This window comes from Antarctobacter aquimaris (assembly GCF_900184945.1).
In the GTDB taxonomy this organism is placed as follows: domain Bacteria; phylum Pseudomonadota; class Alphaproteobacteria; order Rhodobacterales; family Rhodobacteraceae; genus Maliponia; species Maliponia aquimaris.
The window spans coordinates 1-2800 of sequence record NZ_FXYF01000038.1; the positions used below are offsets into that span (position 1 = coordinate 1).

Below are 2800 nucleotides of genomic sequence, written 5' to 3' on the forward strand. Positions count from 1 at the left end.
CCGCCGTGCCGCGGAATTCGAACACACCCGGCGACAGGCCTGCCACCACGATGATGTCCACACCCTTCTGGAAGTCGAGGATCTGGTCGCGGCTCGCGCCCGCCACCGTCTCTGTCAGGGCCCGGAACACGAAACTGTCCGCCCCCTGTCCGCCGGTCAACAGGTCAAAGCCCTCGCCCCCCGCCAGTGCGTCGTCGCCGTTGCCGCCGCGCAGGATGTCGTTGCCGGCGTCGCCCTCCAGCAGGTCTTCGCCGTCCTGGCCGTTCATCGTGTCGTTGTCCGCACCGCCGCGCATCTCGTCCGCCCCGGCGCCGCCGGTCATGGCATCGTTGCCGGTATCGCCCAGCAGAGTGTCGTCGCCGTCCTGGCCGTTCAGCAGGTCGTCCTGGGTGCCGCCGGCCAGCGCGTCGTCACCAGCACCGCCGAACAGGGTGTCATTGCCGACCCCGCCGGCCAGCGTGTCGTCGCCACCGTGCCCGACCAGAAGGTCATTGCCCGCAAACCCGGTGAAATTGTCGTCGCCGTTGGCGCCGATCAGCGTGTCGTTGCCCGTTTGCCCGATCACCTGTCCGGTCACGACCCCGTCGCCGGTGGCGCGGAACAGATCGTTATTGTCCCCCAGGTCGACGTTCCCGACGACCGTGCCGCCGTTCACCATGACGTCGTTGCCGCCGGCCAGCAGGACGTTGCCTTCGATGCTGCCCAGGTTGGTCACGCGGTCGACCTTGGTGGTGCCGCTCGAGATCGCAGTGCCGTTGCCGCCGACGATCACGCCCGAGTTGAACAGCGCGACGGCGGAGTCGTTGAAGCTCGTAATGGCCTCTGCCTGGTCCGAGGTCAGCGTCCCGGTGTTGCGCACAACGAGAGAGGTGGCGGCGTCGATGAAGGAGTCGACGGCCGCACGGCTGCCGCCGCTGATCGCGCCTGCGTTGTTGACCACCATCGCGGCCGAGGGGGCGATGAACGAATACAGTTCCAGCCCGGAGCGCGTGGCATGGATCTCACCGGTGTTGATCACGCGGCCCGAGGCCAGGAACGTGACGGCGTCCTCGCCCGTCAGGCTGCCGCTGTTGACCAGGGTCGCGCCCGCGTTGCCCAGATAGACCGCCGTGCCCGACGTCGTGGCCGTGATCGTGCCGCTGTTGCTGACATGCGTGTTGAGGCCATCACTGAGAATGCCGAAGGAAGCACCGGCAATCACCCCGTCGTTTCCGACAGTGACATTGTCCGCCCCGGTCAGCAGTTCCATGCCGCGCGAAGTTGCGTCGATCCGGCCTGAATTGGAGATGGCGCTGTTGTCCGCATTTGCGCCCAGCTCGATGCCCGTGCTCGCCGCCAGGAACCCGGATGAGGCGATCAGGACCTGATGTGCCGACTGGACGGCGAATTGACCGCCCCGGATGTGCCCGCTGTTCTGGATCTGTGTCGATCCGGTGGTGCCTTCCAGCAGGATGGCGATGTCGTCGCCCTGGATCGTGCCGGCGTTGACGATGCCGTTGCCGCCAAACCCGGTGCCGCCGGCGCCGATGCGGATTCCGTTGATGCCGCCCGCCATCTGGCCGGAGTTGATGATCTCGTGTTCGCCGGCGCCCAAATCGAGGGCGCGTTCGCCGCCGCGGATCGTGCCGTTGTTGTCCAGCGACAGCTCGGTCGCCGAGAACGCGCGGAAGGCATCGAACTGACCGGTGATGGCTCCGCTGTTCGACACCGCGATTCCGTTGGCCCGAATGTCGAAGCCGCTGTCCCCGGATACAGAACCGGAGTTGACAAAGACACCGCCCGCAGAGCCGGTCCCGAACTGCACACCATAATTCAGCGCACCGATAACAGAGCCTGCATTGTTGATTGTCGCATTCGCCCCGTTGACTTCGACGCCGTTCCCGCCGCCCGCGACGGTTCCCGTCCGCGTGACGGAGACAAGGACATCGGCCGCATCGATCTGAAGGCCCTCGGCCTCGACGCTGGCGAAGAGGCTGCCGGCGATCTGAACGGCGTTATTGCCGACCGTGTCGATCACCAGCGCGTCGCTGTTCTGGTCGCTGATCAGCACGCCTTCGCGCAGGATGTAGTCGTCGCCGGTGCTGATGGTGTCGCCGCTGGTCTGGTCGGCGCCGCGGATGATAAGTGCCATGAAAAGTCCCCCTGGCTATGCGTTGTGCAAAATTGAAAACGGGACTGAATGCCGCCGCTGTCGTCGAAACCTGCGGGCAGGCCGGCACAACATGATCAATGTCTTTCAAGCTACGCAAAAAGCGCAGGAATCCAAGGAATTTTGCCTGCTCAGGGCAAGAAAGGGAATCGACGCCGGTAAGGGGGCGTTTCGATTGCACGGATACCTTGAGCGTGCTGCGCGGATCCTGGATGTGTCGACCGCTTGGCCGGTGATGATCTGGGGCATCATGGCGCACGGCCTTTCGCCCGCGACCTCGATGCGGTGCGTGTCGGTGTTGCGGCGCGTCGCCTTGAACGACGGCTGGCCGACGGCGCATGCCGCCATCCGGTCGCGCAGGAAACGGCCCTGACCGGGTCCATGGCCCGGAAGGACCGGCCGGGCCTAGAGCACGAAGTCCGTGGCCGTCAACCCGATGACATTGGCCACCCGGATCTCCGCGTCGATGGTGCCGTTGCCGTCCGCGTCGAACTGCACGATGGTCGAGCCGGTTGGCGTCTCGAACAGCCGCAGTTCGGAATTGCCGGAGGGGGCAAATGCCGCCGTGCCGCGGAACTCGAAGACACCCGGCGACAGCCCCGCCACCACGATGATGTCCACGCCCTGTTCAAAGTCGAGGATCTGGTCGCG

General features: G+C 65.7%; 3 protein-coding genes. 1 reads left to right on the top strand and 2 read right to left on the bottom strand.

Annotated elements, in window-relative coordinates; genetic code table 11:
• Window positions 1-2131, bottom strand: a 2131-nt coding sequence (locus tag MAA8898_RS25505; RefSeq protein ID WP_094023821.1) for a calcium-binding protein, incomplete at its 3' end; no start/stop codon positions are given.
• A gap of 91 nt (window positions 2132-2222) precedes the next feature.
• Between MAA8898_RS25505 and MAA8898_RS25510 the strand changes: the two genes are divergently transcribed.
• Complete coding sequence (locus MAA8898_RS25510) at window positions 2223-2522, top strand: hypothetical protein (RefSeq protein ID WP_141194964.1); 300 nt, start codon at window positions 2223-2225, stop codon at window positions 2520-2522.
• A 32-nt stretch (window positions 2523-2554) separates the two neighbouring features.
• On the opposite strand, the gene MAA8898_RS26525 is transcribed toward MAA8898_RS25510, so the two are convergent.
• Window positions 2555-2800 (bottom strand): hypothetical protein (locus MAA8898_RS26525; RefSeq protein WP_370738645.1); only part of this gene is annotated, 246 nt, incomplete at its 5' end.

What these genes read in the sequence shown, in the direction of transcription:
- MAA8898_RS25510 (WP_141194964.1), top strand. Translation starts at nt 2,223, where the DNA reads ATGATCAATGTCTTTCAAGCTACGCAAAAAGCGCAGGAATCCAAGGAA.